17 protein-coding genes and 1 pseudogene are annotated in these 26,043 nt (G+C 39.7%); 6 read left to right on the top strand and 12 right to left on the bottom strand.

Annotated elements, in window-relative coordinates; translation table 11 throughout:
- Positions 1-10 precede the first annotated feature (10 nt).
- From pqqE to pqqA, 5 genes are all read right to left on the bottom strand, one after another.
- Complete coding sequence (gene pqqE, locus BMW38_RS03340; RefSeq protein ID WP_092705810.1) at positions 11-1,165, bottom strand: pyrroloquinoline quinone biosynthesis protein PqqE; 1,155 nt, start codon at positions 1,163-1,165, stop codon at positions 11-13.
- Complete coding sequence (gene pqqD, locus BMW38_RS03335; RefSeq protein WP_061875282.1) at positions 1,162-1,446, bottom strand: pyrroloquinoline quinone biosynthesis peptide chaperone PqqD; 285 nt, start codon at positions 1,444-1,446, stop codon at positions 1,162-1,164. The genes pqqE and pqqD overlap by 4 nt, the downstream gene beginning before the upstream one ends.
- Positions 1,443-2,201, bottom strand: a complete 759-nt coding sequence (pqqC, locus tag BMW38_RS03330; RefSeq protein ID WP_092705809.1) for a pyrroloquinoline-quinone synthase PqqC — start codon at positions 2,199-2,201, stop codon at positions 1,443-1,445. Before pqqC ends, pqqD begins: the two co-directional genes overlap by 4 nt.
- A gap of 8 nt (positions 2,202-2,209) precedes the next feature.
- Entirely contained in the window at positions 2,210-3,121 is a 912-nt protein-coding gene (gene pqqB, locus BMW38_RS03325) for a pyrroloquinoline quinone biosynthesis protein PqqB (protein ID WP_092705808.1), read from the bottom strand.
- Positions 3,122-3,196: 75 nt separating this feature from the next.
- Positions 3,197-3,271, bottom strand: a complete 75-nt coding sequence (gene pqqA / locus BMW38_RS03320; RefSeq protein WP_001982218.1) for a pyrroloquinoline quinone precursor peptide PqqA — start codon at positions 3,269-3,271, stop codon at positions 3,197-3,199.
- A 248-nt stretch (positions 3,272-3,519) separates the two neighbouring features.
- Between pqqA and BMW38_RS03315 the strand changes: the two genes are divergently transcribed.
- Positions 3,520-5,298, top strand: coding sequence for a bifunctional metallophosphatase/5'-nucleotidase (locus BMW38_RS03315; protein WP_092705807.1), 1,779 nt, complete (start codon positions 3,520-3,522; stop codon positions 5,296-5,298).
- 60 nt (positions 5,299-5,358) lie between these two features.
- Here the strand turns inward: BMW38_RS03315 and BMW38_RS03310 are convergent, their stop codons facing one another.
- Both BMW38_RS03310 and BMW38_RS03305 read right to left on the bottom strand, forming a co-directional pair.
- A complete protein-coding gene (locus tag BMW38_RS03310) occupies positions 5,359-5,760 on the bottom strand; it encodes a transcriptional repressor (RefSeq protein ID WP_004642804.1) in 402 nt (133 codons plus the stop codon).
- A 138-nt stretch (positions 5,761-5,898) separates the two neighbouring features.
- Positions 5,899-7,851, bottom strand: a complete 1,953-nt coding sequence (locus BMW38_RS03305) for a TonB-dependent receptor plug domain-containing protein (protein ID WP_092705806.1) — start codon at positions 7,849-7,851, stop codon at positions 5,899-5,901.
- Positions 7,852-8,068: 217 nt separating this feature from the next.
- Between BMW38_RS03305 and BMW38_RS03300 the strand changes: the two genes are divergently transcribed.
- Positions 8,069-11,230: a multidrug efflux RND transporter permease subunit gene (locus tag BMW38_RS03300; RefSeq protein ID WP_092705805.1), complete on the top strand. Its 3,162-nt coding sequence runs from the start codon at positions 8,069-8,071 to the stop codon at positions 11,228-11,230.
- Between the two features lie 54 nt (positions 11,231-11,284).
- Here BMW38_RS03300 and BMW38_RS19550 read toward each other — a convergent pair whose 3' ends face one another.
- The 5 genes and pseudogenes from BMW38_RS19550 to BMW38_RS03280 all read right to left on the bottom strand — a co-directional run bounded on the left by BMW38_RS19550 (position 11,285) and on the right by BMW38_RS03280 (position 15,890).
- Positions 11,285-11,554 (bottom strand): phosphopantetheine-binding protein, encoded by a 270-nt coding sequence (locus BMW38_RS19550; RefSeq protein ID WP_227549254.1) that lies wholly within the window; start codon positions 11,552-11,554, stop codon positions 11,285-11,287.
- A pseudogene (locus BMW38_RS03295) lies at positions 11,537-12,154 on the bottom strand (isochorismatase family protein); the annotation flags it as partial. The pseudogene BMW38_RS03295 and the gene BMW38_RS19550, both read right to left, overlap by 18 nt.
- 21 nt (positions 12,155-12,175) lie before the next feature.
- Positions 12,176-13,840: a (2,3-dihydroxybenzoyl)adenylate synthase gene (locus BMW38_RS03290; protein ID WP_092705803.1), complete on the bottom strand. Its 1,665-nt coding sequence runs from the start codon at positions 13,838-13,840 to the stop codon at positions 12,176-12,178.
- Complete coding sequence (locus BMW38_RS03285; RefSeq protein WP_092705802.1) at positions 13,837-15,075, bottom strand: isochorismate synthase; 1,239 nt, start codon at positions 15,073-15,075, stop codon at positions 13,837-13,839. Before BMW38_RS03285 ends, BMW38_RS03290 begins: the two co-directional genes overlap by 4 nt.
- A gap of 44 nt (positions 15,076-15,119) precedes the next feature.
- Positions 15,120-15,890, bottom strand: coding sequence for an SDR family oxidoreductase (locus BMW38_RS03280; protein ID WP_092705801.1), 771 nt, complete (start codon positions 15,888-15,890; stop codon positions 15,120-15,122).
- 267 nt (positions 15,891-16,157) lie between these two features.
- Between BMW38_RS03280 and fes the strand changes: the two genes are divergently transcribed.
- Genes fes through entS form a run of 4 tightly spaced genes read left to right on the top strand, consistent with a single transcriptional unit; the run spans position 16,158 to position 26,019 of the window.
- Positions 16,158-17,360: an enterochelin esterase gene (gene fes, locus BMW38_RS03275; protein ID WP_092705800.1), complete on the top strand. Its 1,203-nt coding sequence runs from the start codon at positions 16,158-16,160 to the stop codon at positions 17,358-17,360.
- 29 nt (positions 17,361-17,389) lie between these two features.
- Positions 17,390-17,605 carry an MbtH family protein gene (locus tag BMW38_RS03270; protein WP_003651732.1) on the top strand — a complete coding sequence of 72 codons (216 nt, stop codon included), beginning with the start codon at positions 17,390-17,392 and terminating at the stop codon, positions 17,603-17,605.
- Between the two features lie 12 nt (positions 17,606-17,617).
- Positions 17,618-24,772, top strand: coding sequence for a non-ribosomal peptide synthetase (locus BMW38_RS03265; RefSeq protein WP_092705799.1), 7,155 nt, complete (start codon positions 17,618-17,620; stop codon positions 24,770-24,772).
- On the top strand, positions 24,769-26,019 hold the full coding sequence (gene entS / locus BMW38_RS03260) for an enterobactin transporter EntS (protein WP_092705798.1): 1,251 nt from the start codon (positions 24,769-24,771) through the stop codon (positions 26,017-26,019). The genes BMW38_RS03265 and entS overlap by 4 nt, the downstream gene beginning before the upstream one ends.
- Positions 26,020-26,043 lie beyond the last annotated feature (24 nt).

The raw sequence follows: 26,043 nt of genomic DNA, 5'->3' as shown, positions 1-26,043 counted from the left end.
CCGCTGCTTGCTATTTATCTGTAATCGTGTGGACTGGAATATTTTGTGTAGCACTTAAAGATTTAGAATTTCTACTGTTCCGAAACACAAGTTGTTGTAGTGGAGCTGCTACATGACTTTCTGTACGTGCTTGCTCAATCATTTGATGATACGGCGATTTCCCACATACAGGATCGGCATTAGCAGCATCGCCGGTCAACATATAGGCCTGACAGCGGCATCCACCAAAATCTCGGTCTTTATCAGGGCAACTGCGGCAGCCTTCAGGCATCCATGCATCACCACGGAAATGATTAAAACCTGTAGATTCATACCAGATATCTGACAATGTATGTTCACGGACGTTTGGAAACGAAATTGGTAATTGTCGTGCTGCGTGGCAAGGCAGTGCTACACCATCTGGAGCAACTGTAAAGAAGATTTTCCCCCAACCATTCATACAGGCTTTTGGTCGTTCTTCATAATAATCAGGCACTACAAAAATGAGTTTGCACGGATGATTTTGCGCTTTTAATTTTTCTCGATATTCATTAGTAATACGTTCGGCACGTGTTAATTGTTCTTGTGTCGGTAGCAAACCTTGGCGATTTAAAAAAGCCCAACCGTAAAATTGACAAATTGCCAACTCGACCGTGTCTGCATTGAGCTCTAGGCAAAGTTCAATAATTTGTTCAATCTGGTCAATGTTATGTCGATGGATTACAAAATTGAGCACCATCGGATAATCATATTTTTTAACCAGTCGGCACATTTCATACTTTTGTTCAAAAGCATGTTTTGAACCTGCCAAGGCATCATTTACTAGAGGGTCACTAGCTTGAAAGCTCACTTGAATGTGATCTAGCCCTGCTTGTTTTAAATCGGCAATGCGCTTTTCGGTGAGTCCCATGCCCGAGGTAATCAGGTTGGTATAAAACCCTTGTTGGTGAGCATGTTCAACCAGTTGTTCTAAATCTTGGCGTACTAGTGGTTCACCACCAGAAAAACCAAGTTGAACGGCGCCCATCTGACGTGCCTGATCAAAAACGTCAAACCACTCTTGAGTGGTCAGCTCATTTTTATGTTGAGCGTAGTCTAATGGGTTTGAGCAATATGGGCATTGTAGCGGACAACGATAAGTTAACTCCGCTAATAACCATAAAGGTAGGCCAACACCTTCTGTCATACCAAGTCAATCCAGTGCTGCTGCTTTGCGACCAGCATGTAATCCACTACATCTTGATCAATTTCAGCAATATCACCAAATTTTTGCTTTAACTGCACAATAATTGCGGAAACATTTTGCTGTCCATCAATATATTGTCCGATTGCCCCTGCACTTTCATTTAACTTGATCATGCCTTCAGGATATAAAATCACAAAACCATTTTGAGCTGGCTCGAACTGAAAACGGTAACCTTGTCGCCATGTCGGCACAAGGTTTAAATCAAACTGCTCTTTATTCATTTAAATAGTCCTTTGTGCCAAACCCGTTTGCTAGTCACACTGTGATACGGAGCTTCATTGTGAACATATGCCAAAGTTAAAGCATCTAAAATGCTCCATAAAATATCCAGCTTAAACTGCAATATTTCAAGCATTCGTTCTTGTTGCTCATGAGTCGTAAATGAATCAAGCGTAATCGTTAAGCCATGTTCAACATCACGACGGGCCTGACTTAAGCGTGAACGGAAATATTCATAGCCTTTATCATCAATCCATGGATAGTGCTGTGGCCACGACTCTAGACGTGATTGATGAATTTTTGGGGCAAAAAGTTCAGTTAAAGAACTACTTGCTGCTTCCCGCCATGAAGCACGACGTGCAAAGTTCACATAGGCATCTACAGCAAATCTAACCCCTGGTAATACCAGTTCTTCAGAAATCACTTGTTCACGACTCAAACCCACAGCTTCGGCTAACCGTAACCATGCTTCTCGACCACCGCCATCAGGATATTCACCATCTTGATCGATCATGCGTTGAATCCATTCTTGACGGACGCGCTGGTCTGGGCAATTCGCCATAATGGCTGCATCTTTAAGCGGAATATTAATTTGATAGTAATAGCGGTTTGCAACCCAAGCCTGAATTTGTTGTTGAGTTGCTTTGCCTTCATACATCATCACATGAAATGGATGATAGATATGATAATACTGGCCTTTATCAATAATCGCTTGTTTAAATTGTTCGGTCGTTAAAGCTTCAGGTGTTTGAGTCATGGTTCACCTTAGAGTTCAATCTGCATGCCATCATAGGCAACTTCTACACCATTTGCTTTAAGCTCAGCAAACTGGCTAGAGTTTTCATTTAAAATTGGATTGGTATTGTTAATATGGATGAGCACTTTTTTAGGTGTACTCAGCTGATTTAAATAAGACAGTGAACCACCTTCGCCACTAATATATAAATGACCCATTTCACGACCAGTTTTTTTACCAACCCCTGTTTGTTGCATTTCATCATCTGTCCAGAGCGTTCCATCAATCATGACGCAGTCTGAACTCTGCATAATCTGCATGATTTGATCATCAATTTTTCCAAGACCCGGCGCATAGAACAACTGTTTTTGTGTTTTATGATCTTTGATAATTAAGGCAATGTTGTCGCCGTCATGTGGGTCATTTCGATGTGGTGAATATGGTGGTGCAGCACTTTTAATAATTAAAGGTAAAAATTCTAAATTTTCAAAACCATCAATTTTAAAAGCTTGTTTAGGGTTAATCTCGTGATATTGAAGACCACCATTCCAGTGTTTGAGCATATTAAAAACTGGAAAGCCGCTCGTTAAATCTTGGTGGACCATTTCTGTACACCACACATTCATTGGGCAACCTTCACGTAAGGTCAAAAGCCCAGTGGTATGGTCTAACTGACTATCCATTAAAATAACGCTCGTTATTCCTGTATCACGTAATTTACGAGCTGGTTGGGCTGCTTTAAATTCGAAAAGCTGCTGACGAATATCAGGTGATGCGTTTAATAAAACCCAGTCTATTCCATTTTCAGAAACAGCAATTGATGATTGAGTACGGGGTTTGGCTTGGATTGTACCTGCGCGCGCACCATGACAATTCGGGCAATTACAATTCCACTGCGGGAACCCGCCTCCGGCAGCTGAACCTAAAACATAAATATACATAAAATTAATATCTTATTAGAAAGAGATAAGCCCTAGAACAAGACTAGGGCTTATGACATATTTGGATGAGGCTAATTAACGTGCTTCGAAGTACATTGTAACTTCAAAACCAATGCGTAAATCAGTAAAAGCGGGTTTAGTCCATTGCATAAATTATCTCCGGTTCATATTAATCTTGTGAAATGAATCACTTGATTAAATTTGATAAGGCAATTAAAAATTTATTCTAAATAAAAAATTGGGGTTTGTAGACAACCTCTAGCTAAGATATTGTTCGATAATTGTGTTTTTTGTCCAAATTTTAATATTTCGAACATATTTGCTTATTGAACGTTTCATCAAATATTCATACTAAAAGCGTATTTTTTATCCGTCTTAATTGATCAAATGATAAAAAAATGACAAATTTAACAACACTTTTTAAAGTAACAACACTTTCTCTGACAATAACGTTATTAGCTGGTTGTAATGACGATGATAATGACACAGCACCACCTGCCCAAAGAAGCAATCAAACTGTAAATATTTTAGCTTTTAATGACTTTCACGGAAATCTTGAGCCACCTAAGCGTTATGTTGAAGCGCCAAATCCAAACGATGCTGCTCAATCTGTTCGTATTCCTGTGGGTGGGGTAAGTTACTTTGCGGATGCAATTAAAAAACTTAAAGCAGAAAATCCAAATAATGCAGTGGTTTCGGCAGGCGATTTAATTAGTGCTTCCCCACTGACCTCTTCTTTATTTTTAGATGAACCGACCATTGAAGTAATGAATGATATTCAAATTGACTTTAATGCTGTGGGTAATCATGAATTTGACCGCGGCACAGATGAATTACGCCGTTTGCAAAATGGTGGTTGTCAGCAATATACAAGTACAGCACCTTGCCAAATTAATAAAAACTTTAGCGGTGCAAAATTTGATTTTCTTGCAGCTAACGTAGCAATGAAAAATGATGCGAGCAAAACAATCTTTCCTGCCTATAAAGTCAAAACTTACGGGGGTATTCCAGTCGCATTTATTGGTTTAACCCTTAAAGCGACGCCGAGTATTGTTTCCGCTGCTGGCATTAAAGATGTGGAATTCCGTGATGAAGCTGATACGGTAAATGCTTTAATTCCTGAGTTACAAAAACAAGGAATTGAAGCAATTGTAGTTGTGGTACATGAAGGCGCAGCTCCGAGTACTAAGTTTAATGTAAAAACTTGTGACGGCTTAAGTGGTCCGATTTTGGGCATTTTAGATAAATTAAATCCGGCAGTTGATATTGTTGTTTCAGGGCATACGCATCAATCTTATATTTGTGACTATGCTACAAAAAATCCGGCAAAACCGTTCTTGCTTACCTCAGCTGGACAATATGGCACGCTTATTACTGACATCAAGGTTGAGCTTGATGGTAAAACTGGTGATGTGATTAAAAAGGATGCTAAACAGGTTCCTATACAAAGTGAAGCCTATACATCTGGTACAACTACTGTAAGTCTTACAGATCTCTATCAAAAATTTAGCAAAACGCCAAGCATTGAGGCTATTTTAGATAAGTACCGCCAAGCTGTGACCACCATTTCAAGTCGTGTGGTTGGAACTGCGACAGCGGTTGTAAGTCGTACTCAAGTCGAGAGTGGTGAAAGTCCGCTCGGTATTATGATTGCCGATGCTCAGCAAGCGGCTGCCTTAAAAGCAAGTAACCAAGGCTCTGACTTTACACTCATGAACCCAGGTGGTGTACGTGCCGACCTACTGATTAACAGTAGTAACCAGATTACCTTTGGTGATGTTTTTGCGGTTCAACCTTTTGGTAACTCTATTGTGACTTTGAGCTTAACTGGCAAACAGATTAGAGAGGTGCTTGAACAACAATGGTCTGGTGCAAATGCAAATTCAGCGAGGATTTTACAGCCATCTAAAGAGTTCACTTATGAATATGCGGCAAATACTACTGTTTCACCGCGAGCAAGTAACATCATGGTTGCTGGTTCACCGTTGGTTGACAGTAAAGTATATCGTGTAACGGTAAATAGCTTTTTGGCAGATGGCGGCGATAACTTTACGGTATTAAAAGATGGCCAAAACCGTGTAGGCGGTGGTCAAGATATTGATGCCCTTGAAAGCTATGTTGCAAAGAACTCGCCGTTAATTATTCCAGCTACAACTCGAATTAAAGTAATTAAATAATAAGACTCGTCGAATAAAGGACAGCAAAAGCTGTCCTTTATTTTTCTCTATATAAAGGTTTTATTCAGTATAAAGGTTAAGCTCAATACTGCTAATGTCTGCTCCAGTATTTGCAAAAATAATCTCCATAACTTCATGAAGTAATTCATTAACTTTCTCATGCTCAAAGTTAGAGGCTTCTGATGTTTTAAGACAAATCAGATTACAGCTCATTTTATCTTTTCTAATTTTGTAGATACTTTTGCTTTTACCCAAGAATACTCTTTTGATGAGTTTACGATTTTCAAATTCAGATAAAATTCTATAGATCGTTCCTAACGTTATTTTATATTCATTTTTAATTTGAGCATAAATATTGTCTGCGCTTAAACCTTGTGGATTCTGATTTAAGATTTCAAAAACATGTATTCTCGATTTTTTTATCGGTAGTCCGTTTAATAATGATTTTGAAGTTGTCGTCATGATTAATTAGCCTGAATGTTTAGAAGCATAAGATTTATTAAAATTATTTTGTCTATACTTGCTTGAAAATTATGGGTATTTGTTTATAAAAAAGCAAAGCCTATTCCCCTATGAATAGGCTTTGAGCTTAGCTTTACCTTAGAAACTATAAGTCGCTTTTACAAAGTAATTACGTCCATAGAGTTTCGTATTGAATGATGCATTTTCATCTTCAAGGTCAACATCGGTCAGATTTTTTACGCCATAGTCCAATGTTAAACGTGGTGAAAGTGGTGAAGTAAAAGTGACATCGTAAGTTGTATAAGCTGGTAACTCTTTACCACTAGACAACATTTGATTACCTACATAGCTTGCACCTAAATTCATACGATAACTTTCAACAATAGCCCATGAAAGTGAGCTATTAATTAACCATTCAGGGCGTTCTGTAAGGTCTTTACCTGTTACTTCATTTTTAGCATCTAAATAGGTCGCATTAGCAGTTATACCTAAAGCATCACTAAAGTCATATCCTCCGTTGAGTTCCACACCTTTTAGTTTTGCTTTAGCAACATTGTCCCATTTATATGGATATTTGATTGGATTTGGAGAATTAGGATTAGAAACACGTTCAATTAAGTTCTCAACATCATTTTCAAATACTGTAACACCAGCATTCCAGTTTGGTTTTCGAACGATTAAAGATGCTTCGTAATTTGTACTTTCTTCAGGTTTTAAATTTGAATTTCCTGTAATAAAACAGCTGCCACCACATGAAATTAATTCATAATTTGCATCTAACTGATATGGCCCAGGGACTTTGTAGGCTTGTCCAATACCACCTTTAAGAATAACTCCGTCTGCCAGTTGATAAGCTAAATATGCTTTACCAGTTGCTTTACCATCAAAATTGTCAAAATCATCATAACGACCACCTAAAGTTAATGTCAGTGCATCATTAATGTGGGTATCGTTCTGAACAAATACCCCATAACTTTTTTGTTCAGATCCGCCTGATGTATACCCCACAGGGTCTGTCACTTTCTGGTCTTTATAATCCACACCAGCAGTAGTGTTATTCATGAGCCAGTCAAAGTTAGCAAAAGCACGTCCTAGTAAATTTTCTTGCTTATAATTACGACTTTGTGGAGCATTGTATTCACTGTCATAGTCATAAATTTTAGCTGTTTCTTTACCAATATAAGCTTCTGTTTTACCCCAGCTCCATTTCCCTCGATGAGTAATACCAAAATTGGTTCGCTCATCTTCACCTTCTTGAATAGAGGTCGCAGCATCTTGAGTCAGTGGTCGCTTATCTTTGCTATAACCTAGATCTAGATCTAAAGTTTGTTGGTCATTGATATCCCAACTTAAAGTACCGTGTACATTCTTAGTGTCTTTTTCTACAAAGTAAGCTCCATTTGAGTCCGGTTTACCATTTCGATACCACGCATCACGGTTATAAGAATCTCCAGCAAGAGAGAAACTGAGATTATCTGTTAAGCCACCAAAGAGATTAAATCCATAACGAAATTGATCTTTACCATTTCCACGGTCGGCTCGGTTATATTGCCCAAAGATCGAACCATGAAGCTGCCCATCTTCTGCTTTTTTGGTAATGATATTGATTACCCCACCCATAGCATCAGACCCATATAGAGATGACATCGGCCCACGAATCACTTCAATACGTTCGATACTATTTAAAGGAATAGAACTCCAGTCAAAGTCATTGCCTCGCCACATTGCTCCTAAGGAAGATGTCCGTTTTCCATTAAGTAGGATGAGTGTGTAACTACCAGAGGTATCTTGCATCCCTCGAATAATAATTTTGTCCTGCCCACTATTGTAGTTATAAACCCCAGCTTGTTTTTGTAAAACATCAGCAAGACTAAGTGCTGCACTACGCTCAATCTCTTCGCTAGTAATCACACTAATCGATGCGGGTGCTTTATCAACATCTTGTTCTTTTAATGCTGCTGAAACCACAATAGTTTTAAGTTTTTGAACTGGTTCGTTATTGCCCTGCTGTTCACTATCTGTATTTGCTTGAACGGTGAATGGAAGCAGTGTTGAGATGGCGACCACCAGCGCCTTTTTAGTTAACGTCATTTCTCGGCCCTTGTTTTGGATAATGATTACCACATGATAATTATTATCATTTATGATGTGCCGAGCATCATATACGCATGACTTTTACTGATCAAGATAAAAATAATTATTAGTTATATAATGATAATCATTATTGTTTGTGCTGTAAAAAAGCGTTACCATTACACGTTCGTGTGCCTAAAAACCTATTTAAAACAAGCTTAAAGTAGACATAACAATGCTCTCTCGATTTTTTATATATCACCCTATCTTTGTTTCTGTCATTGCAATCACTATTCTTATTTTTGGTTTTTTTGCCACTTTAGCAATGCCTGTTGAACGGTATCCAAACCTTGCTCCGCCCAGTGTCACTGTTGTTGCAAACTACCGTGGTGCAGCTGCTGACACCGTAGAAGAAAGCGTGACCCAAATTTTAGAACAACAAATCAAAGGTCTGGATAATTTGCTTTACTTTACGTCCTATAGTGAATCATCGGGAACGAGTAGCATTGATATTCACTTTAAAATTGGAACAGATATTGATAAAGCACAGTTACAAGTACAAAACCGAATTAATGGTGCGTTAAACCGTTTACCTGAGGAAGTTCAAAGACAAGGCGTAAACATATGGAAAACCACGGGTGATATGCTGCTTATTGTTGGGCTATATGATGAAACAGGGAAAGCCAGCAATATCGAGTTGTCTGATTATATGGTGAATCACTTTGAACAACCTTTAAGCCAGTTACAAGGAATTGGTGAGGTTGATGTTTTTGGTTCGAGTTATGCCATGCGAATTTGGTTAAATCCAAATCAGCTTAGAAATTACCAACTTGTGCCGAGTGATATTGAACAGGCGCTCGAAGATTATAATACCCAAATTGCTGCGGGTTCGATTGGTGCAATGCCTTCTGCTTCCGACCAGAATATTTATGCAAAAGTAAAAGCAGGTTCACGTTTAAAAACAATAGATGACTTTAAGTCGGTGGTGGTTAAAGCAAATATTGATGGAAGCCTTGTTTATTTAAAAGATGTCGCGAGAGTCGAATTAGGTGCAGAAAATTATGAAAGCATTAATACGCTTAATGGTTATCCATCGGCAGGCCTAGGTATTTCTCTAAGCCCTGATGCCAATGCAATTGAGACTTCTGCCCTCATTAAAGAAAAAATGGCTCAGCTTAGCCAACATTTACCAGCCGGATATAAAATTGTCTATCCAAGAGACAATACCCCCTTTATTGAAGAGTCAATTAAGCAAGTCATTATCACTTTGCTTGAAGCGATTGTACTTGTTGTTATTGTGATGTATCTCTTTTTACAAAATTGGCGCGCAACACTGATTCCAACCATCACGGTTCCTATTGTAATTAGTGGCACATTTGTTGTGTTGTATTTATTTGGAATGAGTATTAACACCCTTACCCTATTTGCACTGGTTTTAGCGATTGGTTTGCTGGTGGATGACACGATTGTAGTGGTCGAAAATGTTGAACGACTTATGCATGAACAACAGCTTAGCGTGCGTGAAGCTTGTTTAATGTCGATGCAAGAGATTAGCGGTGCATTGGTTGGTATTACGCTGGTCTTAACCGCGGTATTTATTCCAATGGCTTTTTTTAGTGGTTCAACGGGTATGATTTACCGTCAGTTTTCTATTACCTTAGCGGCAGCCATGTTGTTATCGCTATTTGTAGCCATGACCATTACACCAGCAATGTGCGCGGTTTTATTAAAAAAGCATAATAAAAAGCCAAAATGGGGACAAGCACTCGAGCTGATTCTTCAAAAAGTCAGATCAACTTTTAGTTTTTTATCCATTCGCCTAATTCAGTTCAAAGTCTTTTCCAGTTTGTTAGTTGTGGGCATAGCGGTTATTTTATTTATGATTTACCGTGGTTTACCTACAAGCTTTATTCCTAATGAAGATCAAGGACTACTTGCCGTCCCATATAGTTTGCATAATAGTGCTTCGATGAGCCAGACCGAAGAAGTTGGAAAACTCGTCAATAATTACTTCTTTGAGCATGAAGCCAAAAATATTAATACCGTACTGGTCGTAAATGGGCAAAACTTTTCAGGGAGCGGTCCAAATTTAGGCATGGCGTTTATTTCGCTTAAACATTGGAATGAGCGTAAAGGTGAAGCCAATACGGCAAGTGCTATTCGTGAACGTGCTCAAACTTATTTACAAAAAAACTTGCCAGCCAAAGTCATGGTAGGAATGCCACCAAGTGTATCTGGTTTGGGACAGTCTGATGCTTTGGAACTTTGGCTTAGAGATGTAAATGGTCAAGGACGCGATGAATTAATCAAACAATATAAAGCCTTAGAAAAAGAGGCGCGGAACTATTCGGCTTTTGAAAATCTAAGTCCCCTTGTGAGTGAAGATAAAGCCGAAGTATTTATTCAACTCGATCAAAATAAAGCCAAAATGCTGGGAATTGATCAGCAAGCGATACGTTCAACACTATCGACTGCTTGGGGTGGAAACTATGTTGGTGATTTTGTTGAGCGAGGCCGAATTAAAAGAATTATTATGCAAGGTGACTCCCAATTTCGCTCTAAACCCGAAGATTTAGCTTACTGGCATGTGCGAAACAATACAGGAGGAATGCTTTCCCTCGCCCATTTTGCTCAAAGTCAGTGGACTGGTGGACCAGAAGCTTTAACTCGCTTTATGGGACTGGCTGCTATACAACTTGAAGCAAATATCAGTCCGGGCTTTAGTTCAGGGCAAGCCATGCAAGAACTTACGGATATGGTTGCTAAACAATCTGGTGTAGACGTTGCATGGAGTGGCCTCTCTTTACAAGAGCAGCAGTCTAATCGGCAGGCTATCTTTTTATATGTCATTTCTATTTTGTTTATTTTCTTATGTTTGGCAGCCTTATATGAAAGTTGGAAAGTACCATTCATTATTTTATTAGGTCTACCTTTAGGAATTACGGGCACTATTATTTTTGCCAAGATCTTTAACTTACCTAATGATGTTTATTTTCAAATTGCCCTATTAACGGGTATTGGCCTGTCTTGTAAAAATGCAATTCTAATTGTGGAGTTTGCGACCCAAGCACTCAAACAAGGAAAAAGTAAAATCGACGCAGCAAGTGAAGCGTTAAAGTTGCGTTTACGCCCAATTTTGATGACCTCCCTTGCTTTTGGTGCGGGAGTTATTCCTTTAATTTTTGCGACAGGCGCAGGCGCTGCTAGTCGTTATGAAATTGGCATGAGTGTATTTGGAAGTGTTGTATTTGGCACCTTACTTGTACCGCTATTTACGGTGTTTTTCTTTGTTATAATTCATAGTGTGCCAAGTTTTCAGTGGTCAATGAGCAAACTCAGGTTTACTCGAACTTTGAAATTTAACGGCCGTATTAAAAAAGATAATACCTCGTTCTAATTGTTCAAATAAAAAATGGCAGATATTAAATCTGCCATTTTTTATTCTTTGAATTTAAGCGACTAGCTTATCAATCCACACTTCTAGAGTTGGTTGTTCAGCTAAATCTTCAAAGCTCACCTGAGCTCCGTAAGCTTGCCATTTACCTACCAGTGTCATGAGGCGTACTGAATCAAGCCCAAGCATGAGTAAATCATCATTTAACTGAATGTCTGATGCAGGAATCTGTAGCTGTTCACTTACCGCCAAAACAATACCTTCTTGGGTTAACGGCGATGCTGCTTGTTCAAGTTCCCAAGCACGAGTGACTTGTTGGGTCGTCATGACTTGTGCGCATCGTGTACTGGCATATTTCAAAGCCATATCGTGCTCTTCACGACTAAAGTCAGCAAGTGCATCACCACATAAAAACGGCTGAATATTTAGCATAAAGGCTTCCGCAGCGCTCATGAGACAACCAATATGAGCATAGACACCACAGATAATGAGCTGATCTCGGTTTGACTCACGCATAAGTTGTTCGAGTGGAGAAAACTTAAATGCGCTATAACGCCATTTTGTTAAAACGGTATCATTTTTCTGAGGCGTAATTTCTGGCAAAATTTGAGTGATCTCCGGATCATCTTTTAGGCCATTTCCCCAAAAATCAGTTAATAACTGGCGATGTTCTGGTGTTTGGTTACCAGGTTGTGCTGTATAGACCACAGGGATATTAAACTTGCGTGCAGTTTCAATCAGTTCTTTAGTATTTTTAATCAATTCTGGAATTGGTTCTTGGGTTTGATCATAAAAGTCTAAAAAATATTGCTGCATATCATGCACTAATAAAACAGCACGATTGGTATGTAACTGCCAATGTGTTTTATTCGCCGTAAATTCGTGTGCTTGGGGCATGCTGTAACTGGCAATCTTTGGAATACTCATCAAATTTTTCCTTTTTTATCTTTAAGCAAGAACATTGGTTTTAGTTTCAAGTTGTTGACGCAATCGTTTTTTGTCGATTTTTCCAAAGGCTGTGTATGGAAATTGCTCGATAAATTCCACACGATCTGGAATTTTGTAGGTCGCAAGGCCATAGTCTTTAAGGTGTTGGCGTACTGACATCGCAAGACGAATTGGACTTGGATCATCGATTTGAGATTGCCACGCAACAAAGGCACAGCTTTTTTCACCCATGATCTCATCAGGCATAGCGACCAGTGCCGCTAGGCGAATTTGCGGATGAGTTAATAAAGCTTGTTCAACTTCTTCGGTCGCAATCTTTTCCCCAGCACGATTAATTTGTTCTTTAGAACGGCCTTCGACCACAATGCAGCCATCTTCACGAATACGAACTAAATCACCAGTTCGATAAAAACCGTCAGGAGTAAAAGAACGCTCATTGTGCTCAGGTGCTTGGTAATAGCCGCGAATGGTATATGGACCTCGTGTAAGCAAATGCCCCACTTGCCCAGCTTCTACTGGTTGATCGTTATCATCTAGCACTAAAATTTCATCATCTTCTGAAATTTTTAAGCCTTGTGTATGGATGATTTGTTCTTTCGTCATATCAAAACGGGTGTAGTTCACAAGCCCTTCAGCCATTCCAAAGACTTGTTGTAAATTAACTTGAAACTCATCAATCAGACGCAAGGCAACCGCATCTGGTAAACGTGCTCCACCGACTTGCAGATAACGTAAAGTCGATAAGATTGGGTCTTGATCTTTTGCAGCTTTATCCATCCAAGGTCGAACTAATGCAGGAACTAGGCAAGCATCAGTTACGTCGTATTTTTTGATCAATGAAAATGCCGTGTCAGGACTTGGATCGGTTCCTAAAACAACCGCTCCGCCTGCATAAAAAATACCTAAAGAACCAGCTGAGCTCATTGAGAAGTTATGTGCCGCAGGTAAAACCATGAGTAAGCGTGATGACTGATTGAGACGACAGATTTTTGCGCTATCACGTACGCTATATAGATAGTCGTCATGGGTACGTGGAATCAGTTTAGGAACCCCAGTACTTCCACCAGAAAGCTGTAAAAAAGCAACCTGATCTGCCGTAGTTGGCGAGATCGCCTCTTCCAAAATATGGGTTTCTTTAAATAGGTCTTGAATGGCAACAAAGTTACCTGCATTTCCAAGTACAAATACATGTCGTAAGCAAGAAGCTGTTTGCTGAAGCTTTTCGGCAAGCTCTCGGTAGTCAAATTTTTGTGCACCAAAATCAGCACAGAAATAAGCTTTTGCTTGAGTCTGTTTGAAAAAACTGCTGAGTTCTGCATAGCGATGTGCAGGTAAAGACATCACAGGTAAAGCACCAAGCCGAATAAGCGCAAAAAATAAAACGTAAAACTGATAGTGGTTCGGCATTTGTACAACTGCCTTGTCACCCGCACGTAAGCCGTGTTGATATAAATGGCTGGCACAGCAATCGACCAAATAATCAAACTCAGAGTAAGTAACGGCTTTGTCACCATCATAGATTGCAATATTTTGCGGATATTTTTGAGCACTTTCACGTAAGAAATCACTCAAGTTTTGCCCAAGCCAATAACCTTTTTTACGGTAAATCTCAGCGAACTCTGCTGGATATGGCACAGCACCATCCAAATAAACCTGTGTTGTCATGTGTTTGATCCCTGAATTGGCAATTGATTGGGTGAAATCTGGAATCCGTCCAGCACAGTACGGAATTTTGCGGCAGTTTCAGCATGTTCAGCTTGCGGACGAGAAGCTTCCACAATGCCTGCACCGGCAAATAAACGCGCAATATTTTGATAAATTCGGGCACAACGAACCGTCACCGACCATTCTCCATTACCTTGTTCATCTGCCCATCCCATCGTTCCTGCAAAGAGTTCGCGATTAAATGGTTCAAGTTGCTGAATTAAATCTTTGGCTACTGAGCTCGGTTCGCCACAAATTGCAGGCGTTGGATGTAAACGTTCAATGAGATCAAATACATGGGTGTCGGCTTGTTTTAACTCACCAGTAATATGGGATGCTAAATGCCAAAGACGTTTGGTACGAATGAGAGATGGTTGTTTAGGTACTTGTAGTTGCTTACAAAAAGGTGTGAGCTCATCGGCAATCATTTCGATTACGAGCGCATGCTCATGCTGATCTTTTTGCGAGGCAAGCAATGCTCTAGCATTGTTTTGGTCTATAGTCGGATCATCATCACGAGCCAATGTACCCGCAACCGGTTTACTCCAGATTTTTGTATTTTGCTTTGCAATTAAAAGTTCTGGACTTGCGCCAACAAACCAACCTTCACTTTGAGGATGTCTTGCGACTGCATAGTTATAACCTTCAGGATTATGTTTGGCTAAATTGAAAAATAAGTCCGAGATTGGAATATTTTGTTCAAATTCAAGTTGTAAAATACGGGCTAGAACGGCTTTATCCAGTTTCTTTGCCTGCATTTGCTGAACCAGATATTCAACTTGCTGCTGGTAATGTTCACCTAACGGGAAATAATCAGCCTTGTTTAATCTTAAAGAACTAAGATCTATATCAGAGTGTGCATAAAGTACCTTCTGACATATTTTTGCATTTTGCATGAGCATTAAATTGACATCTCCTGCCGAGCAAAACGGCAGACCGCCCATAATCTTGACGTCTTTATAACCGTCGGTAATCGCTTGCTGTAGTTGAATTCGAGCTTCTTGTAGCCAGTCTTTTAAAAGGCTATTTTTAGCGACCTTAATGTCTTGTAATTTCTGATGACTATTGATTGTGTATTCTGGTGTGGTAAAAATAAAACCCGCATCATGTCCGCACTTTAGAACCTCTTGAGCAAGTGCAACATGGCTTTCAGTAAAATTTTCTCGTTGGATAAAATACGGATGCTGTGCCGACATCTCTTGACTCCTTATACCGTTATTTTGTTGTAATGAATGAGTGTTTAAACGCCTAAAGTGGCTCCCCCATCAACCACAATTTCTTGCATGGTAATTTGTGCTGCCTGATCGGAAAGTAAAAAGCTGACCGTATTCGCAATGTCTTCAGGCTGGGCTAATTTTCTTAAAGGAATGCCTGTTCGATATTGGCTTAAATCGCCATCAATTACCGCTGGTGGCGGTGTATTGTCCGTCCACAACTGCTGCTGCATTTGAGTTAAAGTTGAGCCTGGTGAAACAATGTTGAGCCGTACCTGATGAGGTGCGATTTCAAGCGCAAGATTACGGCAGTAGTGGCTGAGTGCAGCTTTACTAGTTGCATACATGCCAAGTTGTATACGCGGCATACGTGAACTATTTGAGCTAATCGTGACAATACTCCCCTGTTTTTTCTCACAAAAATGTTTGGCAAGTTGTTGACTAATCGCAATAGGAGCCATGACATTTACCGCAAAAAGTGTTTCCCAGTCTTCTGTTTTTGCTTCAAGCATAGAACGCATAATCAAGACACCTGCGGCGTTCACTAAACCTTTAATGTTGTGCTTTTCTAAAAGATCGGCAATAAGCTTTTGAGTGGCTTGTTGCTGTGTAATGTCCTGTGAAATGCCTTGCCAACGTAAACATTCATCTGATGTCAGGTTTTTGCTGATTTCCCATTGTTCTGGGTTTTCCTGCTGATCAATACCGATCACTTGATACCCTTGTTGCAATAATTGCTTTGCAATAGCAGCTCCGATACCTCTTGCAGCGCCTGTGACTACGATGGTAGAGCTCATGTTCTTACTCCCGTCTGATTTGATCACTAAATTGCGCAACATAATTGCAAATAATTATCATTATTATCAAGAGCGATAAATATCAAACATAAGATTACAATCTAAATTAAGTTATTTATTAACCAGAATTTCAACTTAAATTATTGTTTTTAATTAATATTAATAAAACTCATCTTTTTTTATTGATTATAATGATAATTGTTTTCATTTACTAATGAGAATCATTCTGATAATTTGACCGCGCTTTCTTGTCGAGATGGACTCAAAATGAAGCCATTTTCTCATCCTTTACATCCACTATTTCAACAATCAAATGTTGGATGTGAAACTTGGTGGAATACCGTTAAAAAATTAGGTAATCCCCTTGTTATTGTGCAAACAAATAATAAAACTTCTTGTACTTTTGTTTGGCGCAAGCCCAAGCACGAAGAGCGTTGCTTCGTTTATATCGATGTCTATTCACAAAGCCCATCTATCTATCAAAAGTGGAATCGTTTTAGCCATGTAGCTGGGACAGATGTGTACTTTTTTGAAATAGAACTCCCTGTAGCTTGGGCTGGTAGTTATGTTGTAGTTACCGCTGATGGGGAAGCACCACAAACAAACTGTGCGGCAACGCGACGCTCATGGTGGCAAACCCAGCTTAAACAGAATGTTCAGATTGATTCATTAAGTCATCAGCAGTTTTATAGCGGACACTTGGCTCGTTACATCAATCAAGTTCAACTCGAAAAGACAAAACAATTACCCACCAGCCTTTGCCCTATTACAAAGACATTTCAGTGGTCAAGCGTGTTATGTCAACAAGACTATTTAGTCGATGTTTTTATTAGTGGTCAGGCAGTTCAAAAAACATTACCACTCGTTATTTTTCTTGATGGCCAAGTCTGGAGTCGAGAGCTTTCGATTCTTTCCGAGATTCGCGATTTAACCGATTTAAAAAAGATCCGTCCAGCTGTATACGTATTTATCCATAGTTTAAACAGCCAACAACGTCGACAAGATTATGGTTGCCATGATGTATTTAGTCAGGCACTTGTAAACGAATTATTAGAAATTCTTTTAGAACAATATTCATTTATTTCAGCAACGAACATTACCTTATGTGGTCAAAGTTTAGGTGGTTTATGTGCTTTGCATAGCGCACTGCTTTTCCCAAAATTTTTTACATCGCTGATTTTGCAGTCTGGCTCTTATTGGTGGTCAGATTTTTCTAACAGCGCTTTGGGACGAAACCATACGGGTAACCTTTTAGAACTACTAAATTTATCTCATCCATTACCAAAAACAACTCAAATTTATATCAGTGCAGGCACGTATGAAACCGATATGCGGGACGATGCCCACCAACTTTATCAACAATTGCAATCATTCAATCAAGTGAGTTTTCAAACTTTTTCAGGCGGCCACGATGCGGTGAACTGGCGTGCAGACTTGCTTAAGGCATTGCAAAAAATTCTTTCACTATAACCATTTGTTTCATCAAGGATAACAATATCATGAGCAACTTACAGGAAAACTATATTAATCCTTTCGATAATGAAAGTTTGTCTTTTCAGGTTTTAAAAAATCAGCAAGGTGAGTTCAGTTTATGGCCGGCCCAACATCAGGTGCCATCAGGTTGGGACGTTCAACATGGTCCAGATACACGGGCTTCGTGTATTGCGTATGTAGAAAAGCACTGGGTTGCAATTAACCCCTTTCAGCAAGCGTAAAGGAGTATTGTCATGAATCAGGCATTAAATAATGAATTTACTTCCGATATTTCACAACCAGCTCGTTTTGAATTGGCCTCTACCCAGCTCGGTATTTTTCTTGCCGATCATTTAAGTTCTATTGAAGATTTATATACGATTGCACATTGCTTGGAATTACCAAAATCTATTGATATTTCAATATTTAAGCAAGCAATTCAAATGGGTTTAAATGAAGCTGACACAGTGATTGCTTCATATTCATCAGATCCGGCACAGCCCTTTATTGAGCTTAATAACCAAGTGCAGATTCGAATCGAAGAATTTGATTTTTGCCATTTAACCCCTCAAAAAGCTCAGCAACGGTTATGGGATTGGATGCCTTCTGACCGCCAATGCGCGAAATCACTTAAAGCTGGTGAATCTCAACTCTTCCGTCAAGTACTGTTTACTACACACGACAAAGTGTATTGGTATCAACGTTATCATCACATCATGCTTGATGGTTTTAGCATGATTAACCTCACAAAACGAATTGTTGAGTTATACCAACAATTACAAGCAGGAAAAGACCTTAGTTCTTCACCTTTTATTGATGTTAATGATGTCATCTTAGAGCGTCAGGCTTATGAAAATAGCCATCAATTTAAAATAGACCAAGCTTTTTGGAAGGCTTACTGTGAAGACTTGCCTAGTCCTATTAGTTTAAGTACACACCACTTAGCCTCTAAAACAACAGCCCAATTTGTTAAGCATCAGCTGCGTTTTTCTACAGGAATTTTGGAACAGATTCAGACCTTAGCTGCGCAATCTAAGTTAGCTTTGAATGACATGATGATGTCATTGTCATTACATTATATTTACAAAATGACAGATAAAGCCGAATTGGTTAATGGCATTCCATTTATGCGCCGTTTAGGCTCAAAGGCGATTCGCTCAACATTACCGACAGTAAATGTACTGCCTGTGAAGTTTAATGTTGCTGAAAAAGACAGTTGGGTGAGTTTGGCTCAACATGTTCAAAAACAATTACAACAAGTTCGGCCACATCAAAAATACGATGCTGAACAAATTTTAAGAGATTTAAACAGTATCGACATTCATGAACGGATGTATGGTCCTATTTTAAATTATAAAGCTTTTGACCAAGATCTCACTTTAGATGGTGAAAAGGTCAAAACACATCATATCTCAACAGGACCAATTGATGATTTTGAGTTTTCTTTTATTGTTCAAGATCATGAACTCATTATCGAATTACGTGCAGATGCGCAGCGTTATACTCAAGATGAGTTACTCATGCATGGTCAGCGTATAACGCTGCTATTAGAGCAGACTTTATTACAACCAGAGTACCCATGTAGCAGTTTTAATATTACTACACCACAAGAACTTAGTGTGCTCACAAAAAGCGGTATAGGTCCTCGAGTTAACCATCCTGAACAATATAATAATGTTCTAGATATCTTCTATGAACAAGTTCAAAAATATCCGGAACGTATTGCAATTATTAGTGGTGAACGTCCGCATCTACAACAACTTAGTTTTTCTGAACTTGCAATTCGAGTGAATCAACTTACCCGTTTTTTACAGGAAAATGGAGCAAAGAAACACACAGTTATTGCTGGTGCTATTCCCCGTTCTATCGATTCAGTTGTTGTGATGCTATCGGTGTTAAATTCGGGTGCAAGCTTCTTACCACTCGATTTAGATTACCCAATCGATCGTATGCAAATGATGTGTGAAGATGCCAACCCATTGTTTGTGCTTACAACACAGGCACTTTCAACCCAATTGCCTCAAAATATTCAGCAAGTACATCTTGACCATAATGATGTTCAAAAGCAGATTCAAAAACAAGAAACGAGTGATATTCCTACCCAGAGTCGTAATTTCGATTTTCAGGATGTGGCTTATGTGATTTTTACATCGGGCAGTACGGGGCGTCCGAAAGGTGTTATGAACACACATGGGTCTCTACTCAACCTGATTTTATCGCATAAATCTACAATTTATTGGCCTGTACTTAATGCTGTAGAGCAGCGTTTTCCTGATCGTCCATTACGCGCAGCGCATACACATTCTTTCTCGTTTGACTCATCTTGGTTGCAAGTTTTCTGGATGCTCTGGGGCCAAGAGCTGCATATTTTTGATGAAAACATGCGCCGTGATGCATTTGGCTTAGTTCGGGAAATTCAACAAAGGCAAATCGATACATTAGATTTACCGCCGTCTTTTTGCGCGCAAATGATTACCAATGGCTTATTTGCAGATGGTCAGCATCATCCAAGCCTGATTTTAATTGGTGGTGAAGCTGCACCTTTAGCTTTATGGCAACAGCTTAATGCTCAGCCAGAGCTTTTTGCACATAACTTATATGGTCCAACAGAATATACAGTTGATACTTTCCGTGCAGAATTAAAGCACACATCACGTCCAGTCATTGGTAACCCAATTGGCAATACGCAGGCCTATGTATTAGATCGTCACTTGCAACGATGCCCGACTGGTGTGATTGGTGAGCTTTATATTTCTGGCTTTGGTATTGCTAATGGTTATTTAGGTCGTGCTGACTTGAGTGCTGCTCGTTTTGTTGCCAATCCATTTGAACATGGACAGCGCATGTACCGTACGGGTGATTTAGTGCGTTGGAATACGGCTGGCAAGCTTGAGTTTATGGGGCGCTGCGACGACCAAATTAAAATTCGTGGTTATCGGGTTGAAATTGGTGAAGTAGAAAATGCACTTTCCGTTTTACCTAATATTGAAAGTGTTGTCGTCATTGCAGAGCCAATTAATAACAGCCATCGTTTGCTTGGTTACTGTGTTGTCAAAGACATCGAACTCGATGAAAAAACCAGTGAGCAATTAAGTCAGCAATATTTAAGTCAGTTACGTCAAAATTTACCTGAATATATGGTGCCTTCTGCCCTGACTGTTATGTCCGAATTTCCACGAAATGTAAGTGGCAAAGTCGATAAAAAAGCACTGCCAAAGCCTCAAATTCGTATCCATAGCCGAATGGCCGAAACGCCTGAACAACAGCTTTTATGCCAAATTACTGCATCTGTTCTTAAGCTTGACGCTATTGGGATTGATGACGACTTCTTTATGACAGGTGGCGATAGCATTTCTGCCATCATGGTGTGTACTCAACTACGGCAGCATGGTTACAGCTTAAGACCAAGTGATGTATTCCAATTCAAAACAATTGCTGCTTTGGTACCTAATCTGACACGTTTAGATGAGCAACAAACGGCCATTTCAAAACCGTTATTTTCAGTAGACCTAGAACAGAAGGTTCAAGAAAAATATGGAAAACATAGCACGATTCTGCCTTTACTTCCTTTGCAAAAAGGCATGCTGTTCTTATCTCAAGTAGAAAATAAATCGAATTATAATGCCTTTACTCGTCTTAGCTTAAATGGAGACATTGATCCTGTACGTTTGCAGCAAGCGCTGATTACCGTACTAAAACGTCACCCTCAATTAGGTGGACATTTTGATAGCGAATTAGCTGAAGAACCTGTTTTTATCTATTCATTACACCCTACCCAAGCTTGGCCAGTTCAATTTTGTTCGGTCACTCCCGATTTGCTTGAGCAAACTATTCAAGAGGTATTACAGCAACCGATTCACCTCGACCAACCCTATGGTCTGATTCGGGCAACTTTGATTCAACATGCTCCTGAACAATCAGAACTATTGATTATGGTGCATCACTTGCTAACTGATGGCTGGTCAACTCCACTGTTCTTACAAGACTTTATTAGGGCCTATCAGCAAACTAACCAACAACTGCCAGTGCTTAAACATAGCTATGAAACGGTGATTAAAGCCTTATCTGGACGTGACCATGAAACGTCAAAAGTAATATGGCAACGTGATTTAGCTGATTTACAGCCACTTATTTTATTTAATCAACCACAGCAAGCTGTACAGGAAACTTCATATCGTTTAAGTGCTGAGTTGGGTGCGAAACTTCAACACAAATTACGCCAACAAGGCATCACGCTAAATGTCTTCATGCAAATGATTTGGGCAATGACTTTAAATATTTATGCTCACCGAGAAGATATTGTGTTCGGTACACCTGTTTCTGGTCGTTCAGCAGCTATCAATGGCTTAGAGCAGCAGATTGGATTGTTTTTAAATACGATTCCGGTACGTGTACAGTTGAACATGCAGCAAACACTTTGGGAACAATTGACTCAGTTACAACAATTGCATGTTGAACATTTAGAACATGATGGTTTAGGACTAGGCGCAATTCAGCAATTAATGGAGCAAGGCAATCTTTTCGATAGTTTGTTAGTCGTAGAAAACTACCCTGATAACCAGTATTTACAGCAAAAACTTGGTGATGCTGTGATTTCAAAACTCACAAATCGTGGTTATAGCCATTACCCGCTTGCGTTGTTAGTCATCCCTGATCATCAAATTGAATTACTACTCGAGCAACGTGGTGTAATTGATCAACCAGAACATTTCCTAGAGCGAATGGTTCAATTTATTGAAATTGCATTAAATGAGCCAGAAACGGCTTTAGGCCATTACCGTCTACAACTTGCTGAAGAGCGCGATTTAATCCAGAAAACGAATCAAACTCAATATTATGTTCGCCCAACAACATTACAGCAATTACTCAGAGAGCAAGCTCGAATTACTCCTGAACAAACGGCGTTATGTGATGAAACTCATCAGCTCAGTTTTAGTGAAGTACGTTTTCAAGTTTGTGCTTTAGCACAACAATTGCAAATTGCAGGTGTACAGGCCGGAGATATTGTTGCGGTTGCCCTACCAAGGTCGGTCAAACTGAGTATTGCTATTTTAGCGGTGGTTGAAGCAGGTGCAGCGTACTTGCCACTCGATTTACAACACCCCACTGAACGTATCAAGTTTATGTTGCAAGATGCTAAATCTAAACTTTTGATTGGTGAACAAAAAGATCTAACCGATATTGCTCAACCATCAATAGCCACCTTTGCTTTCGATCAATTGTTTGATGAAACCAAAGTTGATTTAAGTAGCTATAAAACGACAGTTATTACCCCGCAGCATCCGGCATATTTAATCTATACCTCTGGTACAACAGGTCAGCCAAAAGGTGTCATGGTTTCTCACCAAGCCATTGTGAACCGTATTTTATGGATGCAATCAGAGTATCCACTGTCAGCCAACGATACAATTTTGCAAAAAACACCATGTACTTTTGATGTTTCTGTATGGGAATTTTTCTGGTCGTATCTGGTCGGTGCTCGATTGGTTATGGCACCTGTGGATGCACACCGTGACCCATTGGCATTATTAAATCTCATTCAAAAATATCAGGTAACCACATTACATTTTGTACCATCAATGCTGGCTGTCTTTGAAAATGCTGCCACAGAAATTTTGTCACTTGCTCAAAGACAAAGTTTGCCAATTCGCCGAGTATTCTGTAGTGGTGAGGCATTACCAACAGCTTTAGCAAAATCATTTAACGAACACTTTAGTTGTGAGTTGCATAACTTATATGGACCAACCGAAGCGGCTGTAGATGTGAGTTATATGGATGCAACACTGGGCTTACATCCTGAAGAAAGTAGCGTCGCAATTGGCTATCCAGTCTGGAATACCCAGCTTTATATTTTAGATCAATACTTACGTCCTGTTCCTGTTGGAGTAGATGGTGAGCTTTATTTAGCAGGTCATCAATTGGCCATGGGTTATTTGCATCGAGCAGACTTAACGGCAACACGTTTTGTGGCAAACCCATTCGCAGCAGGTCAACGCATGTACCGCACTGGTGATATTGCCCATTGGCATGCAGACGGCAGTATTCAATATATAGGCCGTGCAGATGATCAGCTAAAAATACGGGGTCAACGTATTGAACTGGGTGAAATTGAGCAACAGCTACGTTTAGCAAGTGGGTTAGATGATGTGATTGTCCACCCTATTGTTTCTGAGCAAAATAAAGCAGATGTTCAACTAGTTGCTTATTTGCAAACAGCGACATCTGTTGACATTGATCAATTAAAAAAATGCTTAGCTAAACAGCTTCCCGCATATATGGTGCCAACGCACTATATGTTAGTTGAGCAATTCCCATTAAGTCATAATGGCAAGCTGGACCGTAAAGCATTACCACGACCACAACTTGATACTTCAAATACAGAAAAACAGTATGCCTCAACTGCCTTTGAACATGAGCTCACAGGTATTTTCCAGAAAATCTTAAATACAGAACAAAATATTGGTGTAAATGAAGATTTCTTTGCCATTGGTGGACATTCCATTTTGGTCATGAAGCTTGCAATTGAAATCCGAAAAGTATTTAAGCGGACCATTCCAATTGGTCAGTTAATGAGTCATGTCACGATTCAACGTTTAGCAGCTTTGCTTCTTTCACAAGAACGTTTGGAAGAAGTTGAACAAACTGGTATGCAACCTATTTTACCCATCCGTTCTGGCTCTGGGCATCCATTGTTCTGTTTCTTCCCAGGTTCGGGCTCGGCATGGCAATACACCGTGCTTAATCGTTATCTGCATTCTGATTTACCTATTATCGGGTTGCAGTCACCTCGACCAGATGGCCTATTGGCAAATAGTGCAGATATGGATGAGCTTGTTGAAAAACAACTTGAGATTATTCGTAAGCAACAACCAACAGGACCTTATACCTTATTAGGTTATTCACTTGGCGGCACTGTAGCCTATGCGGTTGCAGCAAAGCTCACTGAACAAGGTGAACAGGTTGATTTTCTGGGCTTGTTAGACACTTACCCTGCCGAAATTCATCAGTGGTTAGATTTATCTGTAGAAGAAATGAATGCTGAAGCTGAACAGGAACAACTTCAATTCTTCAATGATATTCTGGCCGATGCAGATACGGCGCTAAACGAAGAAACACGCCGTTTACAAGAGGATATTTTTGCAAACTATCGCGATGCAGTACGTTTGCTAAAACCTTATAAAATGCCACGTTTTGACGGTGAGCTACACTTGGTTGTTGCGGAAAAAGACCTACTACCATATATCCAACCAGAACAACAATGGTCGCCTTTAGTTAAAAAGCTCAATATTGTTCGACTAAGTGATGCTGATCATACTGATTTATTGTCTCCGCAGCAGCTTCAAACCCTTGGCCCAATTTTAAATCGCATGATTTGTCAGGCACGCGATTTAGAGGAGCAAATGCCATGAGTTTTAAATCAATATTGACCGATTTCAGTCTTTTAAAGCGTAATGCTCATTTCCGACATGTATTTATTGCCCGCACATTGTCACTGCTGACTATTGGCATGCTCGTGGTTGCTATTCCCAAACAAGTCTATGACTTAACGGGTAGTTCGTTAAATGTTGCTGTTGCAATGGCCTTTGAAGGCGTTGCTATGTTTATTGGTCTGTTACTCGGTGGTTTGCTGTCAGATCGCAAAGATCGAAAATGGCTGATTTTATTGGCTCGTAGTGTTTGTGGTTTAGGTTTTGCGGGGCTTGCGATCAATGCCATGTTTGAGCAACCTTCGCTCTATGCTATTTATTTCCTCTCAGCATGGGATGGTTTCTTTGGTGCTTTGGGTGTAACCGCAATGATGGCGATCATGCCTGTGATTGTAGGACGTGAAAATATCGTACAAGCCCGTGCAATTAGTATGGTATCCGTACGACTTGCTACCGTTATTTCACCAGCAATCGGTGGTATTTTAATAGCGGTTAGTGGGGTTGCGACCGTGTATTGGGTCTCAACAGTGGGTACCTTACTTACCGTATTTTTATTGATAGGGCTACCTGCGCTTAAACCACAACATGCAGCTAATGGTGAGAGTCCTCTTCGCCAATTAGTCCAAGGGTTTAAATTCGTTTTTAAAAACAAAGTGGTTGGCAGCACGATTTTAATTGGAACCTTGCTTAGTTTTAGCAGTGCTATTCGCATTATTTTTCCACAAATGGCAGATGAAATCTTTCACGGCGGTGCATTTGAGCTCGGGCTTATGTACTCGGCTGTACCTTTAGGTTCGACTTTAGGTGCCTTACTCAGTGGATGGACAACACGATTACTGCGACCCGGCTTAGTCATGCTCTATACCTGTTTAGGTGTCTTTAGCTGCATGATTATGATTGGGCTTTCACCTTGGTTACTCGTGACCTTGCCAATTTTATGCGTTTTCGGATATTTGATGTCGATTGCCAACTTGCTTCAATACAGCATTGTGCAAGGACATACGCCTGATGAATATTTAGGACGTATTAATGCAATCTGGCTTGCTCAAGATGCTTTGGGAGATTCGATTGCCACAACAACTTTAGGACTTTTAACTCGGTTTTTACCAATATCAGGAAGCATTCTCTTCTTCGGCATATTAAGTTTTGCAGTAGGATTTATGTTCTTATTCAATTCTCAAGATATGCGTGAAACAGGATTCCAAGATCCTAAATTACAAGAAAATTAATCTAGAGATATAAAGAAGGCAATT

Origin of the sequence: Acinetobacter sp. yr461 (assembly GCF_900110445.1) — a bacterium.
GTDB classification, from domain to species: Bacteria; Pseudomonadota; Gammaproteobacteria; order Pseudomonadales; family Moraxellaceae; genus Acinetobacter; species Acinetobacter calcoaceticus.
The sequence above is the reverse complement of the archived record's forward strand: the minus strand, read 5'-3'. Positions and strand labels throughout refer to the sequence as shown.